Origin of the sequence: Phycicoccus sp. Soil803 (genome assembly GCF_001429685.1) — a bacterium.
Taxonomy (GTDB): Bacteria; Actinomycetota; Actinomycetes; order Actinomycetales; family Dermatophilaceae; genus Pedococcus.
The window spans coordinates 3,286,871-3,310,385 of record NZ_LMST01000001.1 but is presented as its reverse complement, the minus strand read 5'-3'; the positions used below and the strand labels follow the sequence as shown (position 1 = coordinate 3,310,385).

Here is a 23,515-nt window from a genome sequence, read left to right as displayed (position 1 = left end):
TCCGCCCGTGGACTGTCTGTTCTGCCGGATCATCGACGGCGCGCTGCCGGCAACCGTGGTGCTCGACGAGCCCTTCACGCTGGGCTTCCTCGACACCCGACCGGTCTTCAAGGGGCACGTCCTGCTGGTGCCGAAGATCCACGTCGACACGCTCGTCGACCTGCCCGCTGAGCTGCTCCCCGTGCTGATGGGGGCGGCCCAGCGGCTGTCCGGCGCCGTGGTCGCGGGTCTCGGCGCGCAAGGCTCGTTCGTCGCGGTCAACAACGTCGTCTCGCAGTCCGTGCCACACCTCCACGTGCACGTCGTGCCACGCACCAAGGGCGACGGTCTGCGTGGCTTCTTCTGGCCCCGCACCACCTACGCCTCGGACGACGAGGCGCAGGAGTATGCCGCGCGGCTGGCTGCCGTCCTCCCGCCACCTCCGAGCTGACCAACCCGGCGCCCTGTCACCGGGGGCTGGCAGGATCGGCTCCGTGCGCAGCCACCTCGTCACGCCCTCGCCGCTCGGCGAGCTGACCCTCGTGGCCGAGGACGGCGCCCTGGTGGGGTGTCTGATGGCCCTGCCCGACCGCGACCCGTCCGAAGAGACCCTGGGTGCGGCTGCCGAGCCGGGGTCGGCCGACCAGGTGCTGCGCGGTGCCGCGTCCCAGCTCGCCGAGTACTTCGCGGGGGAGCGCACCGAGTTCGACCTGCCGCTCGCACCCCGCGGCGACGAGTTCCAGCTCAAGGTCTGGGCCCTGCTGCGCGAGATCCCCTACGGGCAGACGCGCAGCTACGGACAGCTCGCCCGGGTATTGGGTGACGTCAGCCTCAGCCAGGCGGTCGGGTGGGCCAACGGCCGCAACCCGATCAGCATCATCGTGCCCTGCCACCGGGTGATCGGGGCCGACGGCACGTTGGTCGGCTACGCGGGAGGGCTGGACCGCAAGCGTTTCCTGCTCGCGCTGGAGGAGCCACCCGCCGACGAGGCGCACCGCCTGTTCTGACGGCTGACCTGTGACGGATGTGACCCCTGTCCGTTTGGTGCTCGTCCGTTCGTCCGGCATTGCCCGGAGTGTGCCTGTCGGTGTGGTCGCGACCGCGAGGATCCACGGTGGAAAGGGGGCGCCATGTGGATGCGGAGGCGCCGGGCGGGCGCGGCGGTGCTCGCGGCTGCGACCGTGCTCCTCAGTGCCTCCACGTCGCCCCCGGCCGGTCGGTCGACCGACGCTCGTCTGCGACCCGCCGCAGACCTCACCACCCCGGCCCTCGTCGCCGTGCCTGCGCTGTACTCGTTCGACGACCTGGGGCCGGCCGAGGCCGTGGCCCTGGAGCACACCGGACCGCCCACCTCGCTGGTGACCGGCCTGCGCCAGCCGCCCCGACCCCCGCGCACCGGTGCCCACGGCAGCTCGCCCGCCCCGGGGACGCCCCAGGCCGTCCTGGTGGCCGCCTACCGCAGGGCCGTGGCCCGGTCGCCGCAGAGCTGCCACCTCCGGCCCGAGCACCTCGCCGCCATCGGGCAGGTCGAGTCGGGCTCGATCGGTGGCCGGTCGGTCACCTCGGGGCACCGGGTCACGCCAGCGATCTACGGACCCCTGCTGGACGGCGGGCCGTTCGCGGTGGTGCACGACAGCGACGGCGGCAGCTACGACGGAGACGGCCAGTACGACCGGGCGATGGGGCCGCTGCAGTTCCTCCCGGGCACCTGGCGCTGGGCCGGCCGCGATGGCGACGGCGACGGACGCCGCGACCCGCAGAACGTCTTCGACGCCGCCCTCGCGACGGCCGGCTACCTCTGCCTCGGCGGGCGAGACCTGTCCAGGACCGGTGACCTGAGGTCGGCGGTGCTGTCCTACAACCAGTCCGGCGCGTACCACTCGGCGGTGCTGGAGTGGGTCTCGTACTTCCGCCAGCACGGTCTGGCCGCGCTGACCAGCGTGGCGTTCCGGGTCGGGTCGGGTGGCCGGGCGAGCGCGCTGGCCGAGCCCGAACCCGACGACGACAAGGCGGAGAAGGCCGACCAGGCCACCGAGCACGCCCAGTCGACGCCCACCAAGGCCCCCCAGAAGCAGCCCCCTCCGACCGCCGCAGACCCACCCGACACCCCCACCACGAGCAGCCCGTCGACCACGCCGACGCAGCCCGGTCCGCCACCCACGACGCCCACGACACCACCCACGACGACACCGAGCGACCCCACTCCGGAGCCGACCGTCCCGGCCCCGACCACGACGACACCACCCCCCGCCTCGTCCACCAGCTCGCCGCCCGACCCCGAGCCGTCACCCGCCGGCTGACCAGCTGGTGGGACGGCGACGTGACGCGCGTCGCACTTCGCGCAGGGAGGTGACCGAACGGCATACCCAGGGGTCTAGCGTCGTTGACGAGAGTGACTGCTGGTCCGCACAGCAGACGTCAGCGAGGACGGCGCCCCAGGCAGGGGTAGCCGTCCTTCGCCTTTCACAGGAGAGTGGTGGAATGACCTCGCAGCAGGTGCCTACAACAACGTCGCGTCACCGGGTCGTCGTCATCGGTTCCGGCTTCGGCGGCCTGTTCGGGACGCAGGCCCTCAAGCGTGCCGACGTCGACATCACGCTGATCGCCAAGACCACGCACCACCTCTTCCAGCCGCTCCTCTACCAGGTGGCGACCGGCATCCTCTCCGAGGGCGAGATCGCGCCCGCGACGCGGGAAGTCCTTGCGCGCCAACGCAATGCGCGAGTGCTGCTCGGCAACGTCACGAAGATCGACCTGACCGCGAAGACGGTGACGTCCCGCGTCCTCGACCGCGACACGGTCACCCCCTACGACACCCTGCTGGTGGCAGCCGGCGCGGGTCAGTCCTACTTCGGCAACGACCAATTCGCGCAGTTCGCCCCTGGCATGAAGTCCATCGACGACGCCCTCGAGCTGCGCGGCCGGATCTTCGGGTCGTTCGAGTGGGCCGAGCTCGCGAGCACGCCCAAGGAGATCGAGCGGCTGATGACGTTCGTGGTCGTCGGCGCCGGTCCGACCGGTGTGGAGATGGCCGGCCAGATCGCCGAGCTGTCGCGTCGCACGCTGCGCAAGGACTTCCGGAACATCGACACCAGCCGCGCCCGCATCGTGCTGCTGGACGCCGCACCCACGGTGCTGGCCGCCTTCGGTGACCAGCTCGGCGCCAAGGCCGCGAAGCGGCTCGCCGAGATCGGGGTGGAGGTGCAGCTGGGGGCCAAGGTCATCGGCGTCGACGCCACCGGCATCGACGTCGAGGACGCCGACGGCACGCAACGCCGGATCGAGTCCGTCTGCAAGGTCTGGGCAGCCGGCGTGCAGGCGTCGGAGCTCGGTGCCCAGCTCGCCGAGCAGTCCGGTGCGCAGCTCGACCGGGCCGGACGCATCGCCGTCAACGACGACCTGACGCTCCCCGGGCACCCCGAGGTCTTCGTCGTCGGTGACATGGCCTCGCTCAAGGGTTACCCGGGCGTCGCCCAGGTCGCCATCCAGGGTTCGCGGTATGCCGCCGACCAGCTCAAGCGCCGACTCGCCGGCAAGGAGCCCAAGGGTCCGTTCGAGTACCACGACAAGGGCTCGATGGCCACGATCTCGCGGTTCAGCGCGGTCGCCTCGATCGGCAACCTGCGGTTCACGGGCTTCGTCGCCTGGGTGCTGTGGCTGGCCGTCCACCTCGTCTACATCATCGGCTTCAAGCACCGCCTGACCACGCTCCTGCACTGGGCCGTCAGCTTCCTCGGTCGCGGTCGCTCGGAGCGCACCGTGACGGAGCAGCAGGTGTTCGCCCGCACGGCGATCGAGCAGCTCGGCTCGGGCTACGCACCGTCGCTGCCGCGAGTCGCCGCCGACAAGAAGTCTCCGACCCAGTCCGTGGCACAGGCACGCGAAGAAGGCAGTCGCATCCTCTGAGCCGTCTCGACGTGCCCGCTGCGTGAGATGCCACGTGCGCGGCGGGTGACTCGCCTAGGGTGGCGCCATGCCGCTGGACTACCCGATCCACGAGACGACGCTGGCCAACGGCCTGCGGGTCGTCGTCTCGCCCGATGCCTCCGTGCCCACCGTCACCGTCAACATCTGGGTGAACGTCGGGTCGCGCCACGAGGTCCCGGGGCGCACCGGCTTCGCCCACCTGTTCGAGCACCTGATGTTCCAGGGGTCACGGCACATCGCCAGCGGCGAGCACTTCACCCGGTTGATGGCCGAGGGCGGGCGCCTCAACGCGACGACCTGGTTCGACCGCACCAACTACTTCGAGACCATCCCCAAGGGTGCCTACGAGCTCGCCCTCTGGATGGAGGCCGACCGGCACGGGCACCTGCTCGACGCGGTCACGCAGGAGAACCTCGACAACCAGCGGGACGTGGTCAAGGAGGAGAAGCGCCAGCGCTACGACAACGTCCCCTACGGCACTGCCCTGATCGAGGTGTACGCCGCGGTGTTCCCCGCCGGGCACCCGTACCACCACCCCACGATCGGGTCGATGGAGGACCTGGACGCGGCCAGCCTCGCCGACGTGCATGACTTCTTCCGCCGCTACTACGGACCCAACAACAGCGTGCTCACGCTCGTCGGCGACGTCACCCCGGAGGAGGGGTTCGCCGCGGCGGAGCGCTACTTCGGCCACCTGCTGCCATCGGCGGAGCCGGCCCGGCCCGCAGTGCCGCCCCTGGAGCCGCTCGCCGAGCCGGTGCGGGTGGACCGACCGGGCCACGTCCCCAACGACCGCCTGCACATCGCCTTCCGGCTCCCGGTCGACAACACCCCTGAGTTCTTCGCGGCAGGTCTGGCCATCGACGCGCTGGGTGGGCTCTCGACCTCCCGGCTGGTGCAGCGGCTGGTCCGCCGTGAGCAGGTGGCCAACTCCGTGCAGGCGCACGCGATGGGTTTTGTCGACGGCGTCTCGCTGGGGTTCCTCGTCGTCGACGTCGCCGACGGCCAGGACCCGGAGGCCGTCGAGGCGGCCGTGGTGGAGGAGCTGGAGCGGTTCGTGGCCGAGGGACCCACCGAGGTGGAGATGGAGTCCGCGATGGCCCAGTCCGAGCGCTCGTGGCTGTCGGCGCTCGCAGGGCAGGAGGAGCGGGCCGACCTGATCAGCCAGCACGTGCTGCTCCACGATGACGGCCAGTTCGTCAACACCTTCCTGGACCGGATCGGCGAGGTCGGGCCGGACGACGTCCGTGCCGCCGCGTCGCGCTGGCTGCAACCCGAGAGCAGGGCCGTCGTCCGGCACCTGTCCGTCCGTGACGAGGAGGCGGTGGCATGAGCGACGTGACCGAGGTGGTCGACCGCACGCTCGACGACGGCACCCCACCCGAGCCCCCCGTCCAGGCCCCCGGCGCGTGGCGGTTCGCGACGCCTGCGCGGCACACCCTGTCCAACGGCATCGAGCTGCTGGCCTACGACATCCCGGGGCAGTACGTCATCTCGGTGCGCACCGTGCTGCCGTTCCCGTTGTCCGTCGAGCCCCGCGAGGTCGAGGGAGTCGCGAGCATCATGGCCAGGCTCCTCGACGAGGGCACTGCGGAGCACTCGCCTGAGGAGTTCGCAGAACTGTTGGAGCGCAAGGGGATTGCCCTCGGCGCCTCGGTGACCGACGGCGGTCTCGGGGTCGACCTCGACGTCCCGAAACGCCGGCTCGCCGAGGCCCTCGACCTGCTCCGCCAGGCACTGGCCGAGCCGGTCTTCCCCGAGCCGGAGGTGGACCGCCACCGCAAGACCCGGCTCGCCCAGATCGAGCAGGAGCGTGCCCTCGCCCCGCAGCGGGCCGCGCAGGAGTTCATCAACACCTTCTTCGACGGGGCCGACCGGGCCTCCCGACCCACGGCCGGCACCACCGCGAGCATCTCCGCCCTGACCCGACAGCACATCGTCGACTTCCACACCGAGCGGGTCGGCCCGACCGGCATGACTGCCGTCGTGGCCGGCGACCTCACCGGACTCGACGTCGTGACCCTGGCCGAGGACACCCTCGGCACGTGGCGCAACGCCAGCCACGTGCCGGCCCCGGCCGCGACCGCGCCCCGGCGTGCCGGCGACGCGGCACGCGTCGTCCTCGTCGACCGACCCGGGTCGGTCCAGAGCGAGCTCCTGGTGGGCTGGGCGGGACCGGACCGGCACACGACGACGGGCTGGGCGGCATACCCGGTCCTGGGTTTCATGGTGGGTGGCTCCCCGAACGCGCGCATCGACGCGGTGTTGCGCGAGGAGAAGGGCTACACCTACGGGATCCGCTCGGTCTTCCGCCCCCGTCGCGTCGGAGGTCTCTTCCTGACGTCCGGCTCGGTGCGGGCCGACGCGACCGTGGAGTCGGTGCGCCTCCTGCTCGACCTGCTGGCGTCGGGTCGCGAGGGGTTCAGCCCCGAGGAGGTGCGCGCGGGTGTCGACTTCATCAGCAAGACGGCGCCGGGCCGCTTCGCCACGGCCGACGCGGTCGCCGACGAGGCCGTCCTGATGGCCCTCGACGGCCTCACCACCGACTTCACCACCCGGACCCTCGAGGCCATGCGCAGGCTCGACAGCGAGCAGCTCACCGCGGCCTACCGCGAATGGGTGCAGGGGGAGTGGACCATCGTGGTGGTCGGCGACGCGAGCTCGTATGCCGATGGCGTGCGTGCCCTGGGTGTCGGCGACGTGAGCGTCGTCCCCGCCTGAGCGACGGCGGCCTCCCGGGTGGGTGCGTCAGGCGCGGGCGCCGGTGCCCAACCGCTCGAGGACCTGGTCGTGCAGCAGGCCGTTGGTGGCGAGCGCGTTGCCACCCCACGGCCCGTCCTTGCCGGCCAGCGACGTGAACCGACCGCCGGCCTCGGTGACGATGGGGACCAGGGCGGCCATGTCGTAGACGGCGAGGGAGGGCTCGGCGGCGATGTCGACCGCGCCCTCGGCGACGAGCATGTAGGACCAGAAGTCACCGAAGGCGCGGCTGCGCCAGCAGTCGTCGGTGAGCTGGAGGAACTCGTCGTGCCGGTCGACGTCACGCCAGCCCTTGATGCTGGAGTAGGAGATGGACGCGTCCGCGATGTCGGAGACGGCCGACACGTGGATCCGCTTCGCTGCCGCGAGGCTGCGCCCGGACCAGGCGCCCGAGCCGTTGGCGGCCCACCACCGTCGCCCGAGGGCCGGGGCGGCCACCAAGCCGAGCACGGGCATGTCGTTGTCGACCAGTGAGATCAGCGTCGCCCAGGCCGGGACCCCGCGCACGAAGTTGTGGGTGCCGTCGATGGGATCGATGACCCAGCGCCTCGGGCCGTGACCCGTGGTCTCGAACTCCTCGCCCTCGACGGCGTCGCGCGGTCGGGTCCGCTTGAGCTGCGACCGGACGAGCTCCTCGGCGTCCTTGTCCGCGTCGCTGACCAGGGACAGGTCGGGCTTGGACTCCACCACGAGGTCGTGCGCCCGGAAGCGGGACATGGTGATCCGCTCGACCGCGTCGGCCAGGACATGGGCAAGGCGCAGGTCGTCGTCGTAGGGCACCCGGCCACGCTAGCCCGTCGGCGCACCACGGCGGTGGACCCCGGCTTCGACGGCGCCGTCCACGGGCGTCGGAGGGGCTTGGGCGACCCGGTCGGGGGCCGAGGGGCATTCCAAATCAAATAGCACCAAATAGGGACAAAAGGCATCCGCGCCGAAGATCTGCTCTCAAGTCGGCGGCAGGACGATCACGTTTTTGTCTCGGGTTGGCCCAGAGCGTCGCCTTTACTCCCTGCTTGCCCTTTCATGGGTGCCACAACACGAACGCCCTGTGCGTTACAGGGCTGCGCTCCACTCGGTGCACAGCCCGGACCGACCGCCCATCAATCTGGGCGGCAGACCCTAAGTAGGAGGACGTCAATGCGAGGAACTACTCGCACGGTGGCCATGCTTGCTGGTATCACTTCCGTCGCGCTGCTTGCTGCAGCCTGCGGCGGCGGCGACAGCAGCGATGACACCAGCTCCAGCGCCGCTGGCAAGACCGGCGGGGCTGTCACGGTCCGCGGGTGCAACCCCCAGAACCCCCTTGTCCCGGGCAACACGAACGAGACCTGCGGCGGCAACGTGCTCGACGCCATCTCGGCCAAGCTCGTGCACTACAACCCCGAGACCGCGGCCCCTGAGAACGACATCGCCGACAAGATCGAGACGGCGGACAACCAGAACTTCACCGTGACCCTGAAGAAGGGCTACAAGTTCCAGGACGGCACCGAGGTCAAGGCGAAGAACTTCGTCGACGCCTGGAACTGGGTGGCTGCTGGCGAGAACGCCGCGCTGGGTAGCTACTTCTTCGACCCGATCGAGGGTTACGCCGAGACGCAGTGCACCGGCTCCGGTGACGACCCGTGTGCAGGTGCTGGCAAGGCCAAGACCAACAAGCTGTCCGGTCTCGCGGTGAAGGACGACTACACCTTCACCATCAAGACGAAGGAGAAGGTCTCGAACCTTCCGGTCCGCCTTGGCTACACCGCCTTCGCGCCGGTCCCGGACTCGTTCTTCAACGACCCGAAGGCCTTCGGCGAGAAGCCGATCGGTGCGGGTCCGTTCAAGTTCGACAGCTGGACCAAGAACACCGAGATCAAGATCAGCAAGTTCGCTGACTACTCGGGCAAGTTCGGCGGCAAGCTGGACAGCATCACGTTCAAGATCTACCAGGACGACGATGCTGCCTACAACGACGTCATCGCCAACCAGCTCGACGTGATCGACACGATCCCGTCCTCGGCCCTGATCGACGACAAGTACAAGACCGACCTGCCGGACCGCAACCTGTCCAAGGCTGTCGGTGTCATCCAGGCGATCAACTTCCCGCCGGCCAAGACCGACCCGAACTACTCGGACGTCAAGCTCCGTCAGGCGATCTCCATGGCCATCGACCGGCCGACCATCGTCAAGCAGATCTTCAACGGCACGCGTGAGCCTGCCACCGGTTGGGTCTCCCCGGTCGTCGACGGCTACAAGGCCAACGCCTGTGGCGAGTCCTGTGTCTTCGACCCCGCCAAGGCCAAGGCCAAGCTCGACGAGGCCGGTGGCTTCAAGGGCGGCAAGATGACGATCTCCTACAACGCCGACGCGTCGCACAAGGCGTGGGTCGAGGCGACCTGCAACTCGATCAAGACCTCGCTCGGTGTCGACTGTGTCGCCACCCCGGTCGTCGACTTCGCCACGTTCCGTAGCCAGATCACGGACCGCAAGATGAAGGGCATGTTCCGCGCCGGATGGCAGATGGACTACCCGTCCATCGAGAACTTCCTCGCCCCGCTGTACGGCACGGGCGCCGGCTCGAACGACAGCGACTACAGCAGCGCCCAGTTCGACCAGCTGCTGAAGGAGGCTGCGGCTGCCAAGGACGGCGCTGCCGCCAACGCCAAGTACCAGGAGGCTGAAGGCGTTCTCGCCAGCGACATGGCTTCCATCCCCATGTGGTACTCCACCGCGCAGTTCGGGTGGTCGAACAAGGTCACCGGCGTGAAGGTCACGGCGTTCGGCACGATCGACTTCTCCACCCTGGCGCTCAAGTAAGCCAACCCCGGTGCCCCCACCTTCTCGGTGGGGGCACCGAGGCAGTGTCGTCGGCCTGCCGGCCCAGTGCCGGCAGGCCGACGACCTGTCCGGGGTCAGTCGAGGGGTTACCCCCGCCTCCTGACGCCCGCACCATCCAAACGACTATGTTGTGAGCAGCAGCACACGGGCGTGCACGTCTCGCCCCACACGACTGGTCTCAGTCACGCCGGCGGGACTCACCCCCTCCCCGCGGCGTCCAACAAGGAGGTGACGTGTACAAGTACATCCTTCGCCGAATGCTCCAGATGGTCCCGGTGATCATCGGATCGACATTCATCATTTTCTGGATGGTCTTCTCCATGCCTGGCGACCCGACTGCCGGCATGTGTGGTGACCGACCCTGTGCGCCCGGGTTCGTGAAGCAGTTCCGTCTCGAGCACAACCTCGACGATCCCTTCCCGGTCCAGTACGCCAAGTACATGGGCAACGTGGTCACCGGCGACCTGGGCACCAACTTCCGCCAGATCAAGGTGTCGGACGAGCTCGGACAGCGCTACCCGATCACCGGCAAGCTCGCCCTCATGGCGATCGTCTTCGAGACGGTGATCGGCATCATCGCCGGCATCCTGTCCGGCGTTCGCAAGGGCAAATTCATCGACAACCTCGTCCTCGTCAGCACCTTGTTCGTGATTTCGGTGCCCGTCTTCGTCATCGGCTTCCTGCTCCAGTTCTACGTTGGCGTGAAGTTGGGCCTCGCCCCCGTGACGTACCAGGCCGACCACCCGACGAGGTCGCTGATCATGCCGGCATTCGTGCTGGGCAGTGCCTCGATCGCCTACGTCGCGCGCCTGACCCGCACCAACCTGGTGGAGAACCTCCGGGCCGACTACGTGCGCACCGCCGTGTCCAAGGGCCTGACGCGGGGACGCGCCATCGGCGTGCACGCCATGCGCAACTCGCTGGTGCCCGTCGTCACCTTCATCGGTGCCGACTTCGGAGGGCTGCTCGGTGGTGCCATCGTCACCGAGCGAATCTTCAACATCCCGGGCGTGGGAGGCTTCCTCTACCAGGGCATCCACAACCACGACGGCGTATCCGTCGTCGGCACGGTCACCGTCCTCGTGCTGGTCTTCCTGCTCGTCAACCTTTTCGTCGACCTGTTGTACGGCGTGCTCGACCCGAGGATCAGCCATGACTGAGTCATCGACCATTGCCATTGGTGCCGAGACAGCTGCCCCGGCCGGAGGCCAGGACGAGGCTCGCTCGCTGACCTCGGACGCCTGGAAGATCCTGAAGGGCAATCCCGTCTTCTGGGTGTCGATCGGGCTCATCCTGCTGTTCGTCCTGATGGCAGCCGTGCCGCAGCTGTTCACCCATGTCGACCCCGACGCCGCCCTCCTGAAGGAGGCCCGGCAGAAGCCCAGCGGAAGCGCCTGGTTCGGCCGCGACATCCAGGGCTACGACATCTACTCGCGCACCATCTACGGTGCCCGTGCCTCGATCCTGGTTGGCTTGTTCGCAACGTTGTTGACCACCCTGATCGGCGTGGCGCTGGGCACTCTGGCGGGGTACTACGGCGGGTGGCTGGACGCCATCGTGTCGCGCATCACGGACATCTTCTTCGCGATCCCGCTGCTGCTCGGCGGCATCCTCTTCATGTCCGTGAAGCCGAACAACCAGGACACCCCGTACCTCGTCGTGGTCGGCAAGGTCGTCATCGTGTTGGCGATCTTCGGTTGGCCGGGTATCGCCCGGCTGATGCGGTCCAGCGTGATGCAGGTCAAGCCGAACGACTACGTACAGGCAGCCAGGGCCCTCGGGGCGACGCCGTGGAGGATCATCCGCGCCCATGTCCTCCCCAACGCCATGGCGCCGGTCATCGTCGTGTCCACGATCAACCTCGGTGTCTTCATTGCTGTCGAGGCAACCCTGAGCTTCCTCGGTATCGGGCTGACGCCTCCCGCGATCTCCTGGGGCGTGGCGATTTCTGACGCCCTCGTCGGGCTGAGGACCACTCCGCACATGCTGCTGTTCCCCAGCCTCTTCCTGAGCCTGGCGGTGCTGGCCTTCATCATGCTCGGTGACGCAGTCCGCGACGCCTTCGACCCGAAGTCGCGCTGAGGCGGGAGAAAGACGACACATGACAACCTCTGAAACCATGGCCCGCCAGTCGGCGAAGTCATCCGGCCAGACCTACGCGCCGAAGGACGGTCTCCTCCTCGAGGTGGAGAACCTCCACGTCGAGTTCCACACGGCCGACGGGATCGCCAGGGCGATCAACGGCGTCAACTTCGACCTCTACGAGGGCCAGACCCTGGCCATCCTCGGGGAGTCCGGGTCGGGCAAGTCCGTGACCGCGCAGGCGATCATGGGCATCCTCGACATGCCACCGGCGGTCATCCCGCAGGGCCAGATCCGCTACTGCGGCCAGGACCTGCTGACGATGCCCGACGAGCAGCGGCGCAGGACGCGTGGCCCGGAGATCTCGATGGTCTTCCAGGATGCGCTGTCCTCGCTCAACCCGGTGTTCCCGGTCGGCTGGCAGATCGCCGAGATGTTCCGCGTGCATCGTGGCATGAACAAGTCCGACGCCCTCGAGCGTGCGGTCAAGCTCATGCAGCGCGTGCAGATCCCCGCGGCGAAGGAGCGGGTCAAGGCCTACCCGCACCAGTTCTCCGGCGGCATGCGCCAGCGCATCATGATCGCGATGGCGATCGCGCTCGACCCGGCGGTGCTCATCGCCGACGAGCCGACCACCGCGCTGGACGTGACCGTGCAGGCGCAGATCATGGCGCTGCTGCAGGAGCTGCAGGAGGAGCGCCAGATGGGCCTCATCCTGATCACGCACGACCTCGGGGTCGTCGCCGACGTCGCCGACAAGATCGCGGTCATGTACGCCGGCCGGATCGTCGAGCGGGCGGACGTCTTCGACCTGTACCGGCAGCCCGGGCACCCCTACACCAAGGGTCTGCTCGAGTCGATCCCGCGCCTGGACCAGAAGGGTCAGCAGCTTGCCGCCATCGGTGGCCTGCCGCCGAACCTGATGCGGATCCCCGCGGGTTGTGCGTTCAACCCGCGGTGCAAGTACGCCCAGGACATCTGCCGTGAGGACCGTCCTGCCCTGCTCGAGGTCGTTCCCGGCCGAGAGAGCGCCTGCCACTTCGCCGAGGAGGTCCTCAATGGCTGAGGCCATTCTTACCGCGACCGACCTGGTCAAGTACTACCCCATCAAGGGCGGCGTGCTGCGCCGGACGGTGGGCAACGTCAAGGCCGTCGACGGTGTCAGCTTCGAGCTCCTCAAGGGCGAGACGCTGGGCATCGTCGGTGAGTCCGGGTGTGGCAAGTCCACCCTCGGCCGCCTGCTGATGCGGCTGGAGGAGCCCACCTCGGGCAGCGTGGTCTTCGACGGCGTCGACATGTACGCCCAGAAGGGCCGCGCGATGCGCCGCCTCCGTCGCGACATCCAGATCGTGTTCCAGGACCCCTACACCTCGCTGAACCCGCGCAAGACGGTCGGCGACATCGTGGGGGAGCCCTTCGACATCCACCCCGACGTGGTGCCGAAGAAGGGCCGCCGCAAGGCCGTGCAGGACCTGCTCGACCTCGTGGGCCTGAACCCGGAGCACATCAACCGCTACCCCCACCAGTTCTCCGGTGGCCAGCGGCAGCGCATCGGCATCGCCCGCGGCATCGCGCTCAACCCCAAGGTGCTGATCTGCGACGAGCCGGTCTCCGCGCTCGACGTGTCGGTGCAGGCGCAGGTCGTCAACCTGATGGAGAAGCTGCAGGACGAGCTCGGCCTGTCCTACATCTTCATCGCCCACGACCTGTCCGTCGTCCGGCACATCTCGGACCGCGTGGGGGTCATGTACCTCGGCAAGATGGCAGAGCTGGGGGAGGAGGACGAGATCTACGGTCGTCCCACCCACCCCTACACGCAGGCCCTGCTGTCCGCCGTCCCGGTGCCCGACCCGACCCTGCGGGACAAGCGCGAGCAGATCGTCCTCAAGGGCGACGTGCCCTCGCCGGCGAACCCGCCGTCCGGCTGCCGCTTCCACACCCGGTGCTGGAAGGCGCAGGACAAGTGCAAGACCGACACCCCGCTGCTCGAGCCGCGTCCTGACGGCGTCGCGGAGCACCTGTCGGCCTGCCACTTCGCGGCTCCGCGCGAGATCATCGAGACGATCGACCTCACCGAGGTCGACCCGAAGGCGCAGACCGCAGGCGCCTGACCGCCTCACCGCACGACCACGGTGCCGCCCTCCTGCACAGGAGGGCGGCACCGCGTCGTCCCCCTGGTCTACGGCCGCCCGGGCAGCCGGCGGTTCAGCGAGAAGATCCGCCCGAGCAGCGGCATCAGCACGATGTTGAGTCCGTGCAGGATCCCGATGATCAGGAGTATGCCGCCGAGTCGCCCGAGCTCGAACGTCACCTGCTCCGCGGTGACCTTGCCCGAGATCGAGTTCTGCCACTCCTTCTGCGGCGCCACGTGCACGCTGAAGAGGATGTAGGCGGCGAAGATCAGGTAGTACACGATGTCGGTCAGCACGATGTAGCTCTTGCCGGTGAGCGGGTTGTCGTGGAACACGTCGGCGGCATACGCCCGCCCGAAGCGCTTGATGAACGGGCCCAGCCACAACGCGATGGCCAGCAGGGCGAGGTTGGTACCCACCTCCAGGATCCACCAGGGCATGTGCAGTCCTTTCCCATCTCTCGGTGTGAAGGTCAGGACGGCTGCCGTCACGGCAGCAGTCCCGACCAGCCAGAGGGCCCCGACCCGGGCCAGGCGGCGCCGTCGGGCGCGGTCGTCGTCGATCGATGCGACCACGCGGGCGAACAGGTCCGGCGACGGCTCGGCGCGGGTCCCTTCGCTCACGAGGGCCTCGTGCAGGCGTTCCTCGAGGGTGCTCATTGCTTCTCCTCCAGGGTGGTCGCGAGGGCGCGCATGCCCCGTTGCAGGTGGGTCTTGACCGAGTTGGTGGAGATGCCAAGGGTCGTGGCGATGGCCTCGACCTGGAGGTCGAGGTAGTAGCGCAGGACGAGGCAGTCGCGTTGCCGGTGCGGCAGCCGGCGCAACGCCTCGACGACCTCCGACCGTGACTCGCGGGCGGCGGCGGTCTCCTCCGCGGAGGGCTCGTCGAGGACGGCCGGTGGCCGGTGCCGGAGCGAGACGAGACCGCGGCGGTTGTGGTCGCGAGCCAGGTTGATGACGATCGACCGCAAGTAGGCAGCGGCCCTCTCGGGGTCGCGGATCCGGTGTGCGCTGCGCGACAGCCGGATGAACGCCTCCTGCACGAGGTCCTCCGCTGCCGTGCGGTCCTCCACGAAGAACCTCGCGAGCGAGACGAGTCGCGATGCCTCGGCGGCGAAGAGCGCGGCGACGAGGGCGTCGGCAGCAGGGACTGCCGACGCCTCCCGTGTGCCACCGTCCAAAACGCCCACAGACTCCATCACCTCGACAGACGAACGAGCAGAGCCGTTGGGTGACAACGAATTTCGGTGAATTCTCCTGTCACCCACCACGTCGTGGTGTCGCGTCAGTGAGTTGTCAGCACCACGGCATCACAGGGCAAGGAGAGCACCATGGAACACATCCAGTCATCACCTCTTTGGCGGAGGACGGCCACCGCCGCTGCGTGCGCGGCGGTCCTCGGCGTGGGCGCCGCAGTCGCCCCTGCGGTCGCGGGGGTGGCGCTCAACTTCGACAGTGGCTTGAGGGACTTCGCCCCGACCGCTTCCGGACCGTTCGACGGGGCGACCGCCAAGCTGACCCTGGTCGGCTCAGACTCGACGCAGGCCGTCTTCGTCGTGCACGGAGCAGACCCCGCAGTTGCGGGCCGGACGTTCGGCGCCCACCTGCACAACGGACCCTGCGTCGAGGGCAACGGCGCGGCAGCCCTCGGCCACTACAACCACTCGACGACGACACCACTCACGGTGAACGACCAGACCGAGATCTGGCTCGACGTGACCATCAACGACGGCGGGAACGGGCAGAGCATGGCCCGGGTCGACTGGGCGCCAGCGGCCGGCCCGCGATCCGTGGTGATCCACGCGAACCCGACGGCAGCAGACGGGACCGCTGGGGCGAGGCTCGCGTGCCTGCCCGTGGAGTGGTGATGACAGGCTCCCGGCGCGCGGTGCTCCGCGCCGCCCTCATCGGCCTCGGCCTGGGGGTGGCGTGGGGCGCGGCCGCGCGGGTCTGGATGCGCCTGGTGTCGACGACGCCGGAGTTCAGCTGGGCCGGCACGGCGATCATCCTCGGGTTCAGCGGCCTGTTGGGCCTGTTGCTGGGGCTCTCCTGGCGCGCGCGACATGCCACGGGACGCCGACGCTGGTTCCGGCTGCTGTTCCTACCGGGCCTGATTCTCTTCGCGGGACAGGGTGCGCCGTTGGCGCCGGGACTGCTCGTCGCCGGCCCGCTGCTGCGCCGCCCCGGTGTGCTGGCGCGGGCGGGGACGGTCCTGGCCGTGGCCGGCCCGGCGGTGGCGCTGTGGTGGACGGAGCGACTCGACGAGGACACCATGCTGTCGGCGCCGACGCGGGTCCAGGTCTGGTTGTTGATCGGAATGCCTGTGCTGTCAACGGCATTGGCCTTCGCCGGCCACCTGGTGCTGGGTCCGCTGGGGCAGCGCGATCACTCGGCGTCGCCCGAGCGCGCCCGCAACAGGCGGCGCAGCGACTCCAGGCGTGAGGTGCCGGCCGGCCCCGCCTGACCGGATGCCACCCACGCGTCGAGGGCGCACTCCTCCTCGTCGTGGGTGCATCCGCGCGGGCACTCGGCCGTGCCGGGCTCCAGGTCGGGGAAGTGCTGGATGATCCGGGCGAGGTCCACGTGGGCCAGGCCGAACGAGCGCACCCCCGGGGTGTCGATCACCCAGCCGCTGCCATCGGGGAGCCGCAGCGCGACCGCGGAGCTGGAGGTGTGTCGACCGCGACCGGTGAAGTCGTTGACCACCCCGGTCGCCCGGCGGGCGTCGGGGACCAGTCCGTTGACGAGGGTGGACTTGCCGACGCCGGAGTGGCCGATGAAGACGCTGATCCGGTCGACCAGCTGCTCCTGGAGGGCTTCGAGACCCTCGAAGCCGGTCTCTCCGGTGGCGGTCACGACGCTGCGGACGTTGAGCGGTGCGTAGTTGGCCATGAAGGCGTCGGCGTCGGCCAGGTCTGCCTTGGTGAGCACGAGCAGGGGGTCGAGTCCGGCGTCGTAGGCGGCCACGAGGCAGCGGTCGATCATGCGTGGTCGCGGCTCGGGGTTGGCCAGCGCCGAGACGATGACGAGCTGGTCGGCGTTCGCGACGATGACGCGCTCGACCGGGTCGGTGTCATCAGCGGTGCGACGCAGCACCGAGCGCCGCGGGGTGAGGCGGACGACCCGGGCCAGGCCGTCGGGGTTGCCCGTCGTGTCACCGACGAGCTCGACGTCGTCGCCGACGACGATGCCCTTGCGTCCCAGCTCGCGGGCCTTCATCGCGGTGACCGTGCGCTCCGGCCACGGCCTGCCGTCCGGGCGCTTGCCACCGGCCCCCGCCGCCACCAGCACGGTGTAGCGGCCACGGTCGACGCCGACGACGAACCCGGGCACGGCGTCCTCGTGGGCGGGGCGGTCCTTGGACCTCGGCCGGGAGCCCCGGCGGCTCGGCCGGATGCGGACGTCGCTCTCGTCGTAGTCCGACGCGCGTCGGCTCACGCCCGGTCACCACCGGGGTCCACGAGGCCGTGCCACAGGTCGACGAACTCGGGCAGGGTCTTGGCCACCGTGCCGGGGTCCGCCACGACCAGTCCGGGCGCGCGCAGGCCCAGGACCGCTCCGGCCATGACCATCCGGTGGTCGGCGTAGGTGTGGAACAGCCCACCCGTCAGGGCGCCCGGCACGATGCGGAGGCCGTCGTCGGTCTCGGTGACGGTCGCTCCGGTGGCGCCGAGCTCGCGGGAGAGGGCGGCCAGCCGGTCGGTCTCGTGTCCCCGGATGTGGGCGACTCCCCGGATCACGCTGGGGGAGTCGGCGAGCGCCGCAAGTGCAGCCACCACGGGGGTGAGCTCGCTGGCGTCGTGCAGGTCGACGTCGATGCCGCCCACTTCGCCATTGCCCGACACGGTCAGCCCCTCGCGGGACAGGGACACGTCGGCCCCCATGGCGTCGAGGATGTCGCGGATCGCGTCACCGGCCTGCGTGGTGTGCTGGGGCCACCCGGGCACGGTGACGCGTCCGCCGGTCACGAGCGCCGCGGCGAGGAACGGTGCCGCGTTGGACAGGTCGGGCTCGACCTGCACGTCGAGGCCGTTGATCTCCGACGGCTCGACCCGCCAGGTGTTGGCCTCGCCGTCGTCGACGATGGCCCCGGCGTCCCGCAGGGTCTCGATCGTCATCTCGATGTGCGGCTCCGACGGCACCGGTTTGCCGACGTGGTGGATCGTCACGCCGTTGTCGTAGCGCGGGGCCGCGAGCAACAGGGCGGAGACGAACTGGGACGACGCGGAGGCGTCGAGGGTGACCGTGCCACCCGGCATACGGCCCGTGCCGTGGACGGTGAACGGCAAGGTGCCGCGCCCCTCGTCCTCGACCGTCGCTCCGAGGACGCGCAGCGCTTCGAGCACCGGGCCCATCGGCCGCACGCGTGCCTGCACGTCGCCGTCGAACGTGACCAGGCCGTCGGCCAGGGCGGCCACCGGAGGCAGGAACCGCATCACGGTGCCGGCCAGGCCGCAGTCGACGTGCGCGCCCCGGTTGAGCGCCGCCGGCGTGACCACCCAGTCGGGGGCGAGGGCGCCGGGCCCGGTGGCGTCGTCCACGCCGGCCCCGAGGTCACGCAGGGCCTGCGCCATGAGGAGCGTGTCGCGTGACCGCAGCGGCCGCCGCAGCCGCGACGGGCTGTTGGCGAGGGCGGCGAGGACGAGGAAGCGGTTGGTCAGGGACTTGCTGCCCGGTAGGGCGACCTCGGCGTCGACGGGTCGGGTCGCGGCGGGCGTGGACCAGTCGTCCGGCACGGCGGTCGATGGGTCAGGTGAGGGCATCGTGCGCCTGGGCTGCCGACAGCTTGGCCTCGCGACGGGCGGCGTGCGCTGCGTGCTTCGCCTCGCGCCTGGCCTTCTTGGCGGTGCGCTTGGCGGAGTCGCTGGCGAGCCCGGCACGATAGGCGAGGCCCGGCCTGCCCTCGGTGTCGACGCTGGCGAGCAGGAGGCCGCCGAGCAGCCCGAGGTTCTTGAGGAAGCCGATCCGCTGGGTGCGCTTCACGGCCGGGTCCGTCTCGGCCCAGAACGCGTGCCCGACATAGGTGGTGGGCACGAGTGCGCCCGCGAGGGCCAGGGAGGCCAGGCGCGGCACCCGACCGGTGGCGAGCAGCGCACCGCCCGCGACCATGGTGGCGCCGTTGGCCCGCACGAGGAGCTCCGGGTCGTTGGGCAGGCCTAGGGGAGCGAGCCGCTCGGCGAAGGGGGCCACCTTCGGCTTCAGGGCCGAGGGGTGACGGAGCTGCTCGAGGCCCTGGACGACGAAGATCGCTGCGAGCAGCGGCCGGGCCACGCGGCGGACGAGGGTCATGTTCACTCCTGGAGGTGCCTTGGGGGTGCGGTCGGTCGGTTCGCACGTCGCCTCCCTGTCTACCGTATTGGCCGGTCAGCGTCGCTGCGTACCCTGTCCACCATGTGCGGCCGATACGCAGCGACAGCAAACCCCGACGAGCTCATCGAGGAGTTCGAGGTGGAGCAGGACCGCACGGCGGAGCCGACCCGCAGCATCCTCAAGAACCCGCAGTCGCCACCGGCCGGCACGCCCGACTACAACCTCGCCCCGAGCAAGCAGGCGCCCGTCGTCCTGGCCCGCGTGCCGCGCGACACCGCGGAGGGGTATGCCGGTGAGCCGGCGCCCGTGCGCCAGCTCCGGTTGCTGACGTGGGGGCTGGTCCCCAGCTGGGCCAAGGACGTCAAGATCGGGATGCGGATGATCAACGCCCGCGCGGAGTCCGTCCTGGAGAAGGGGTCGTTCGCCAAGGCGGCAGCCTCGCGCCGGTGCCTGGTGCCGGCCCAGGGCTGGTACGAGTGGCAGAAGTCGCCGGTCAGCACGGACGCCAAGGGCAACCCCCGCAAGCAGCCGTTCTTCATGCACCGGGCCGACGGCGACGTGGTGGCGTTCGCCGGGCTCTACGAGTTCTGGCGGGACCGCGAGATCGCCGACCAGGACGACCCCGAGGCCTGGCTGACGACCTTCACGATCATCACCACCGAGGCCGAGCCGGGCCTGGACCGGATCCACGACCGGCAGCCGCTCGTCCTCGAACGCGACGACTGGGCCACCTGGCTGGACCCCGCCGTCACCGACCCGGCCGAGGTCGGCCGGCTGCTCGCCTTCGCGTCGCCAGGACGCTTCGAGGCGCACCCCGTCGGGGCGGCGGTCTCGTCCAACCGCAGCAACGGCCCCCAGCTCATCGAGCCGGCCGGCATCGACGAGCTCGACGGCGTCGTCGACCCGATGACCGGCGAGATCATCGGCGCTGCCGGCGCCGGTGCCGCCGACTCGTCCGGAGGGCCCAACCCCGCATGAGCAGCCCACGAGTGGTCGAGGTCGAGACGCCGCTGGGACCCGCGCGGGTGCACCTGGCGAGACCGCCCAGGGCGCACGGGTCGGTCGTCCTCACCCACGGCGCCGGCGGAAGCCTCCGCGCCGGTGACGTGACCGCGGTCGCCACCGGGCTGGTCGAGGCCGGCTGGGCGGTTGCCCTGGTCGAGCAGGCCTGGGTCGTCGCCGGGCGCAAGCTGCCGCCACCCGCCGCGACCCAGGACCCCGCGTGGCTGCCGGTGGTCGCCCACCTGACCACGGGGCGCGGCGCCCTGCCGAGGCCGCTGGTCGTCGGCGGCAAGAGCAACGGGGCGCGGGTCGCGTTCCGCACCGCGCACGAGGTGGGCGCCGACGCGGCGCTCGCCCTGGCCTTCCCGCTCCACCCGCCCGGGAAGCCCGAGCTCTCGCGAGCGGGGGAGCTGCGTGCACCCGTGCCACACGGCATACCGCTGCACGTCGTGCAGGGCGAGAGCGACGCGTTCGGCACCCCCGCCGAGGTGCGCGCCGAGCTGCCGGACCCTTCGTGGGTGACCGGGGTCAAGGGCGGCCACGGCTTCACCCGGAAGCCGGACGACCTGGTCGCGGCCGCGGTGGCGTTCGTGCGCACCCTCGCCTGAGCCTCGTCCGGGTGACGTGCCTGCTCCGCCCTTGAGCCGGCTCCCGAGATCCCACCTCTCGGGCTTCCGGAGACCACGCGGGCCCGAGAGATGGGATCTCGACGTCGGTGGTGGGCGGTCAGCCACCGAACCGGGTCCCGCCCGGCACAGCGCCGCCCGGGAAGGCACCACTTGTCAAGCCGCCGACGGTGCCGCCGAACGTGGTCCGGTTGCCGAAGCCGGTCGTGCTCGAGCTGGAGGTGGGGATCGCCTCGCTCGCATCGGCGAGCAGCACGGTGTCACCGGCGGCCAGGCCCCTGCTGACCTCGGTGCGGGTCGGACCGACGGTGCCGAGGGTGACCGAGGTGCGCGTCGTCACGCCACCGCGTACCAGAGTGACGAAGCCGGCCGTCGCGCTCGTCGTCGTGATGGCTGAGTTCGGCACGGTGAGTACGTCGGTCGCGGTGCCCACCGTGATGCTCACCGGGGCGCGGGCCCCGCTGGCCAGAGTCGGGCTCGGATCGGACACCAGGACGATGACGGCGTAGGTGGCCCCCGACGACGTGGCGGCGGTGTTCGGCGTTTCGGTCGGGATCAGGCTGACCTGCGAGACCGTGCCCACGACGGTCTCGACCGACCCCGGCGGGGTGACGGTGGCGTCCTGACCCACCTTGATCCTCGGGATCGAGGCCACGGGCACCTCCACGGTCACGGCCGCCCCTCGGGTGCCGACGATGGTGATGCCGTTGGACCCCGCAGCCGCACCCGTGGTCAGGCCGACGGCCGCCACAGTGCCGGCCGCGGGGGCCGTCAGCCGCGCGTTGGTGCGGGCCGTCTCGGCCTGGTCGAGGGCGATCTTGGCCTGCGTGACGGCTGCCTTGTCGGAGGCGACCCGGCTCGCCGAGACGCTGGTGGCCGACTGCGACCCGGAGGTGGATGACTTCTGGGTGCCGCTCGACGAAGACGACTTGGTCGTGCCCGTCGTGGAACCGCGACCCCCGCTGCCGGTCGATCCTGTCGCGCTGGTGGACGGGGTGGAGGTCGAGGCCGCCTTGGCGGCATCGGCCAGCGCCTGCGCCCAGACCTGCTGAGCCGTGGTGACCTTCTCCTGCGCGGCGGTCAAAGCATCCTGCGCGGCGGTCACGGCGTGCAGGGCCGACTGCGCGCCGTGCATCGCCTGGAGGCACGCAGCCAGCGCCCCGGAGTCGGTCGACGGGTCCGTCCCGCCGGTGCCGGTCGTGCTCGTGCCGGTCGGCTCGGTGGTGGCCGTCGTCGTCGGGGGGGCCGTGGGTGCGGCCAGGACGTCGGCGCACGCGACATCGGCAGCCGAGAGGGCCTTGGTTGCGGCCTGCTCGGCTGCGGCGACCTTGGCCTGTGCGCTGGTGACCGCGGCCTGGGCCGCGCGCACCGTCTCAGCGGCGTTCTTGCCCCGCGTCGCGGCCTCCGACGTGGTGGGCTTCGTGGAGGTGGGCTTCGTACCCACGGGGCCGGTAGAGGTCGTGCCTGCCGCGATGGTCAGCGCCGTCGGGAGCGCGGAGAAGGCGCCGCCCTGGGGGGAGCTCGACGAGGTGGTCGCGGTGGAGGTGCCCGACTCGTCGGACTCCAGGGTCGCCTTGGCCCGGGCCAGAGCAGCCTTGGCCTGCAGGACGGCGTCGTCGAGGTCGGCGGTGTCGAGGAGGGCGAGCTGCTGGCCCTTGGTGACGGTCTGGCCGACCGCGACGGACACGGCCGAGACCGTGCCCGAGGTCTTGAACGTCGCGGTCTGCTGGTCGACCCGCTGCACAGTCCCGGTGAACGCCAGGGACTGCGACACCGTGCCGGTGGTCGCCGTGGCGGTGCGGTAGCCGCTCGACGGGTCGTCGGACGCGTAGGCCCGGGCTACCAACGCGACGCCCAGCGCCACGGTGACCGCCACGACCCCGGCGACGAGCCGCAGGGCGGTCGCCTGTGTGCGGGCGTGGTCAGCCATTGGTGCCTCCAGTGCTTCCGGAACTTGCCCTGCCACGACCGAAGCCTTGGCTGCACGTGCCGTTCTCCGCCGGGCGGATCGCGATCGAGGTCGCCTTGATCGCGCCCGTGTCGTCAGCGCTGCCCTGCGCCGTGACACAGGTGCCGACGGCTGCGGCCTTCGCCGTGGCCGGGATCGTCGTGGTGTAGCGCGTCGTCGACGAGGTGGTGACGGTGACCGTACGAGTCGTGGCCGTGGGGCTCGCCGTCGCCGTCCCGGCCCCGCGCTCGGGCACCGTGCTCGCCACGGTGAAGCCCCTGCCGGAGACCGCCGTCACCCGGCCGAACGCTCCGCCGCCGAAGCCGCGGCCTTGTCCTCCGATGGGTGCGCCCGACGGGGGTGCGCCGGTGGCGTCCGGGGCCGCGCCTGTCGCGCCACCGGGCGCGCCACCGGGGAAGCCGCCGGGGAAGCCGCCGGCGCCACCTCGCCCGAACCCGCCGGGGCACCCGCCGTTGACGGCTGTCGAGACGGCGACGCTGGTCGCCGCGACCGGCGCCGTGGCCTCCGCGGTCGCCGTGCCGGTCGTTCCGGTGGTGGGCTCGCTGCGGACCACCACGCACGACCCGACCACCAACGCGGCCGCGGTCGTCGCGGCCTCACGGGTGAACTTCGTGGCCGAGGTCCAGGTCACTGCGGTCTGGGTGTCGGCACCCTGGACCTGCAACGTGGTCCCCTCCGCCGCCGCGACCAGCCCGGAGACTCCCGGCAGCCGGCCCTGACCCGCGGGAGCCTGGCCACCGGCTGCGCCGCCGGTGCTGGCGGTGCTCGGAGCCGAGGAGGTGGGGGAGGCGGAGCTGCTCCCGCCTCCGCAACTGCTGACGAGCAGCACCACGGCTGCGACGGATGCTGCGGTCCACGGTGTCTGGGTGAGGGTGGACATGGCGTTGGTGCTCCTGGTCTCGTTGGGGC

At 70.5% G+C, this 23,515-nt stretch carries 23 protein-coding genes; 15 read left to right on the top strand and 8 right to left on the bottom strand.

Translation table 11 applies throughout. From position 1 onward, the window contains the following. The first annotated feature begins 7 nt into the window (after nucleotides 1-7). The 6 genes from ASG95_RS15310 to ASG95_RS15285 all read left to right on the top strand — a co-directional run bounded on the left by ASG95_RS15310 (nucleotide 8) and on the right by ASG95_RS15285 (nucleotide 6,627). Complete coding sequence (locus tag ASG95_RS15310) at nucleotides 8-430, top strand: HIT family protein (RefSeq protein WP_057378003.1); 423 nt, start codon at nucleotides 8-10, stop codon at nucleotides 428-430. 43 nt (nucleotides 431-473) lie between these two features. Continuing rightward, nucleotides 474-986 (top strand): methylated-DNA--[protein]-cysteine S-methyltransferase, encoded by a 513-nt coding sequence (locus ASG95_RS15305; protein WP_057378942.1) that lies wholly within the window; start codon nucleotides 474-476, stop codon nucleotides 984-986. Between the two features lie 123 nt (nucleotides 987-1,109). Beyond that, nucleotides 1,110-2,279, top strand: a complete 1,170-nt coding sequence (locus ASG95_RS15300) for a lytic murein transglycosylase (RefSeq protein ID WP_057378002.1) — start codon at nucleotides 1,110-1,112, stop codon at nucleotides 2,277-2,279. Between the two features lie 181 nt (nucleotides 2,280-2,460). Continuing rightward, complete coding sequence (locus ASG95_RS15295) at nucleotides 2,461-3,885, top strand: NAD(P)/FAD-dependent oxidoreductase (protein WP_057378001.1); 1,425 nt, start codon at nucleotides 2,461-2,463, stop codon at nucleotides 3,883-3,885. A gap of 67 nt (nucleotides 3,886-3,952) precedes the next feature. Then, a complete protein-coding gene (locus ASG95_RS15290) occupies nucleotides 3,953-5,239 on the top strand; it encodes a pitrilysin family protein (RefSeq protein ID WP_057378000.1) in 1,287 nt (428 codons plus the stop codon). After that, nucleotides 5,236-6,627: a pitrilysin family protein gene (locus tag ASG95_RS15285; protein WP_057377999.1), complete on the top strand. Its 1,392-nt coding sequence runs from the start codon at nucleotides 5,236-5,238 to the stop codon at nucleotides 6,625-6,627. The genes ASG95_RS15290 and ASG95_RS15285 overlap by 4 nt, the downstream gene beginning before the upstream one ends. A 27-nt stretch (nucleotides 6,628-6,654) precedes the next feature. Here ASG95_RS15285 and hisN read toward each other — a convergent pair whose 3' ends face one another. Continuing rightward, on the bottom strand, nucleotides 6,655-7,446 hold the full coding sequence (gene hisN, locus ASG95_RS15280; RefSeq protein WP_056922367.1) for a histidinol-phosphatase: 792 nt from the start codon (nucleotides 7,444-7,446) through the stop codon (nucleotides 6,655-6,657). A gap of 357 nt (nucleotides 7,447-7,803) precedes the next feature. Between hisN and ASG95_RS15275 the strand changes: the two genes are divergently transcribed. The 5 genes from ASG95_RS15275 (at nucleotide 7,804) to ASG95_RS15255 (ending at nucleotide 13,679) form a co-directional block, all read left to right on the top strand. Beyond that, nucleotides 7,804-9,465 carry an ABC transporter substrate-binding protein gene (locus tag ASG95_RS15275; RefSeq protein WP_057377998.1) on the top strand — a complete coding sequence of 554 codons (1,662 nt, stop codon included), beginning with the start codon at nucleotides 7,804-7,806 and terminating at the stop codon, nucleotides 9,463-9,465. Nucleotides 9,466-9,719: 254 nt separating this feature from the next. Further along, nucleotides 9,720-10,646 carry an ABC transporter permease gene (locus ASG95_RS15270; RefSeq protein WP_057377997.1) on the top strand — a complete coding sequence of 309 codons (927 nt, stop codon included), beginning with the start codon at nucleotides 9,720-9,722 and terminating at the stop codon, nucleotides 10,644-10,646. Then, nucleotides 10,639-11,568: an ABC transporter permease gene (locus ASG95_RS15265; RefSeq protein ID WP_057377996.1), complete on the top strand. Its 930-nt coding sequence runs from the start codon at nucleotides 10,639-10,641 to the stop codon at nucleotides 11,566-11,568. The genes ASG95_RS15270 and ASG95_RS15265 overlap by 8 nt, the downstream gene beginning before the upstream one ends. Before the next feature lie 37 nt (nucleotides 11,569-11,605). After that, nucleotides 11,606-12,634, top strand: coding sequence for an ABC transporter ATP-binding protein (locus ASG95_RS15260; protein WP_057377995.1), 1,029 nt, complete (start codon nucleotides 11,606-11,608; stop codon nucleotides 12,632-12,634). Continuing rightward, nucleotides 12,627-13,679, top strand: a complete 1,053-nt coding sequence (locus ASG95_RS15255) for an ABC transporter ATP-binding protein (protein WP_057377994.1) — start codon at nucleotides 12,627-12,629, stop codon at nucleotides 13,677-13,679. Before ASG95_RS15260 ends, ASG95_RS15255 begins: the two co-directional genes overlap by 8 nt. A gap of 68 nt (nucleotides 13,680-13,747) precedes the next feature. Here the strand turns inward: ASG95_RS15255 and ASG95_RS15250 are convergent, their stop codons facing one another. Both ASG95_RS15250 and ASG95_RS15245 read right to left on the bottom strand, forming a co-directional pair. Next, nucleotides 13,748-14,359 carry a hypothetical protein gene (locus ASG95_RS15250; protein WP_057377993.1) on the bottom strand — a complete coding sequence of 204 codons (612 nt, stop codon included), beginning with the start codon at nucleotides 14,357-14,359 and terminating at the stop codon, nucleotides 13,748-13,750. Continuing rightward, on the bottom strand, nucleotides 14,356-14,889 hold the full coding sequence (locus ASG95_RS15245) for a SigE family RNA polymerase sigma factor (RefSeq protein WP_235543915.1): 534 nt from the start codon (nucleotides 14,887-14,889) through the stop codon (nucleotides 14,356-14,358). The genes ASG95_RS15250 and ASG95_RS15245 overlap by 4 nt, the downstream gene beginning before the upstream one ends. Before the next feature lie 141 nt (nucleotides 14,890-15,030). On the opposite strand from ASG95_RS15245, the gene ASG95_RS15240 reads away from it, so the two are divergent. Both ASG95_RS15240 and ASG95_RS15235 read left to right on the top strand, forming a co-directional pair. Next, nucleotides 15,031-15,567, top strand: coding sequence for a hypothetical protein (locus ASG95_RS15240; RefSeq protein ID WP_157582135.1), 537 nt, complete (start codon nucleotides 15,031-15,033; stop codon nucleotides 15,565-15,567). Further along, nucleotides 15,567-16,163 (top strand): hypothetical protein, encoded by a 597-nt coding sequence (locus tag ASG95_RS15235; RefSeq protein ID WP_057377990.1) that lies wholly within the window; start codon nucleotides 15,567-15,569, stop codon nucleotides 16,161-16,163. The genes ASG95_RS15240 and ASG95_RS15235 overlap by 1 nt, the downstream gene beginning before the upstream one ends. On the opposite strand, the gene rsgA is transcribed toward ASG95_RS15235, so the two are convergent. From rsgA to ASG95_RS15220, 3 genes are read right to left on the bottom strand one after another with little or no spacing between them, the layout of a single operon-like run. Then, nucleotides 16,085-17,137, bottom strand: a complete 1,053-nt coding sequence (gene rsgA / locus ASG95_RS15230) for a ribosome small subunit-dependent GTPase A (RefSeq protein ID WP_057377989.1) — start codon at nucleotides 17,135-17,137, stop codon at nucleotides 16,085-16,087. The genes ASG95_RS15235 and rsgA overlap by 79 nt on opposite strands. Beyond that, nucleotides 17,134-18,462, bottom strand: coding sequence for a 3-phosphoshikimate 1-carboxyvinyltransferase (gene aroA, locus ASG95_RS15225; RefSeq protein ID WP_057377988.1), 1,329 nt, complete (start codon nucleotides 18,460-18,462; stop codon nucleotides 17,134-17,136). The genes rsgA and aroA overlap by 4 nt, the downstream gene beginning before the upstream one ends. Next, entirely contained in the window at nucleotides 18,449-18,988 is a 540-nt protein-coding gene (locus tag ASG95_RS15220) for a DoxX family protein (protein WP_057377987.1), read from the bottom strand. Before ASG95_RS15220 ends, aroA begins: the two co-directional genes overlap by 14 nt. A 102-nt stretch (nucleotides 18,989-19,090) precedes the next feature. Between ASG95_RS15220 and ASG95_RS15215 the strand changes: the two genes are divergently transcribed. Both ASG95_RS15215 and ASG95_RS15210 read left to right on the top strand, forming a co-directional pair. Beyond that, nucleotides 19,091-19,987, top strand: coding sequence for an SOS response-associated peptidase (locus ASG95_RS15215; protein WP_057377986.1), 897 nt, complete (start codon nucleotides 19,091-19,093; stop codon nucleotides 19,985-19,987). Continuing rightward, nucleotides 19,984-20,619 (top strand): alpha/beta family hydrolase, encoded by a 636-nt coding sequence (locus tag ASG95_RS15210; protein ID WP_057377985.1) that lies wholly within the window; start codon nucleotides 19,984-19,986, stop codon nucleotides 20,617-20,619. The genes ASG95_RS15215 and ASG95_RS15210 overlap by 4 nt, the downstream gene beginning before the upstream one ends. Nucleotides 20,620-20,737: 118 nt before the next feature. On the opposite strand, the gene ASG95_RS15205 is transcribed toward ASG95_RS15210, so the two are convergent. Both ASG95_RS15205 and ASG95_RS15200 read right to left on the bottom strand, forming a co-directional pair. Further along, nucleotides 20,738-22,567 (bottom strand): HlyD family efflux transporter periplasmic adaptor subunit, encoded by a 1,830-nt coding sequence (locus tag ASG95_RS15205; RefSeq protein WP_057377984.1) that lies wholly within the window; start codon nucleotides 22,565-22,567, stop codon nucleotides 20,738-20,740. Next, on the bottom strand, nucleotides 22,560-23,486 hold the full coding sequence (locus ASG95_RS15200; RefSeq protein ID WP_235543913.1) for a DUF5666 domain-containing protein: 927 nt from the start codon (nucleotides 23,484-23,486) through the stop codon (nucleotides 22,560-22,562). The genes ASG95_RS15205 and ASG95_RS15200 overlap by 8 nt, the downstream gene beginning before the upstream one ends. Between the last annotated feature and the right edge of the window lie 29 nt (nucleotides 23,487-23,515).

Bases quoted from the DNA above. Each gene is read 5' to 3' on its own strand.
- ASG95_RS15290 (WP_057378000.1), top strand. From the start codon at position 3,953: ATGCCGCTGGACTACCCGATCCACGAGACGACGCTGGCCAACGGCCTG.
- ASG95_RS15300 (WP_057378002.1), top strand. From the start codon at position 1,110: ATGTGGATGCGGAGGCGCCGGGCGGGCGCGGCGGTGCTCGCGGCTGCG.
- ASG95_RS15235 (WP_057377990.1), top strand. From the start codon at position 15,567: ATGACAGGCTCCCGGCGCGCGGTGCTCCGCGCCGCCCTCATCGGCCTC.
- ASG95_RS15260 (WP_057377995.1), top strand. From the start codon at position 11,606: ATGGCCCGCCAGTCGGCGAAGTCATCCGGCCAGACCTACGCGCCGAAG.
- ASG95_RS15240 (WP_157582135.1), top strand. From the start codon at position 15,031: ATGGAACACATCCAGTCATCACCTCTTTGGCGGAGGACGGCCACCGCC.
- ASG95_RS15295 (WP_057378001.1), top strand. From the start codon at position 2,461: ATGACCTCGCAGCAGGTGCCTACAACAACGTCGCGTCACCGGGTCGTC.
- ASG95_RS15255 (WP_057377994.1), top strand. From the start codon at position 12,627: ATGGCTGAGGCCATTCTTACCGCGACCGACCTGGTCAAGTACTACCCC.
- ASG95_RS15220 (WP_057377987.1), bottom strand. From the start codon at position 18,988: ATGACCCTCGTCCGCCGCGTGGCCCGGCCGCTGCTCGCAGCGATCTTC.
- ASG95_RS15285 (WP_057377999.1), top strand. From the start codon at position 5,236: ATGAGCGACGTGACCGAGGTGGTCGACCGCACGCTCGACGACGGCACC.
- ASG95_RS15200 (WP_235543913.1), bottom strand. From the start codon at position 23,486: ATGTCCACCCTCACCCAGACACCGTGGACCGCAGCATCCGTCGCAGCC.
- ASG95_RS15275 (WP_057377998.1), top strand. From the start codon at position 7,804: ATGCGAGGAACTACTCGCACGGTGGCCATGCTTGCTGGTATCACTTCC.
- ASG95_RS15210 (WP_057377985.1), top strand. From the start codon at position 19,984: ATGAGCAGCCCACGAGTGGTCGAGGTCGAGACGCCGCTGGGACCCGCG.
- aroA (WP_057377988.1), bottom strand. From the start codon at position 18,462: ATGCCCTCACCTGACCCATCGACCGCCGTGCCGGACGACTGGTCCACG.
- ASG95_RS15250 (WP_057377993.1), bottom strand. From the start codon at position 14,359: ATGAGCACCCTCGAGGAACGCCTGCACGAGGCCCTCGTGAGCGAAGGG.
- ASG95_RS15205 (WP_057377984.1), bottom strand. From the start codon at position 22,567: ATGGCTGACCACGCCCGCACACAGGCGACCGCCCTGCGGCTCGTCGCC.
- ASG95_RS15265 (WP_057377996.1), top strand. From the start codon at position 10,639: ATGACTGAGTCATCGACCATTGCCATTGGTGCCGAGACAGCTGCCCCG.
- ASG95_RS15215 (WP_057377986.1), top strand. From the start codon at position 19,091: ATGTGCGGCCGATACGCAGCGACAGCAAACCCCGACGAGCTCATCGAG.